Annotated in this window: 1 protein-coding gene; it reads left to right on the plus strand. The window is 40.9% G+C overall.

What is annotated here, in order from left to right; all coding sequences use genetic code 11:
- Positions 1-409 (plus strand): transposase (locus tag AC27I2_RS19725; protein ID WP_487205265.1); only part of this gene is annotated, 409 nt, incomplete at its 5' end.
- Positions 410-491: the final 82 nt, after the last annotated feature.

Consider the following 491-nt stretch of genomic DNA (forward strand, 5'->3'; position numbering starts at 1 on the left):
TAAGCAGCATAATCCTGTGCACCTTAATATCTTGCAAACAATTAATGGTATAGGCCGCATTCTCGCACTCACCATTATTTACGAAATTGGTGACATCAATCGCTTTTCAAGCGTACAAAAGTTCGCTTCATATAGTCGGTTAGTCAAATGTAAAGCAGAGTCTGCCGGTAAAACCTATGGCACCCAAGGTAACAAAATTGGCAATGCACATCTAAAATGGGCATTCTCCGAAGCCGCAGTATTACTGCTGCGTCACAATCACAACGCCAACAAATACCTTGAAAAACTACAAAAGCGAATGAGCAAAGCCAAAGCACTGTCAGCGCTTGCGCATAAGCTTGGTCGCTGTGTTTATTATATGCTTAAAAAAGAGACGGTATTCGATGAAGCAAAATTCTTAAAGTGTTAGTCACGGTACTGAGTGAGCTGAACATCTAACTGGATATAAGGCTGAGCATCAATCAATTGGGTGAGTTAATAACCAACAACGT

The sequence above is a fragment of the Pseudoalteromonas sp. NH0006-46 genome (assembly GCF_057547735.1).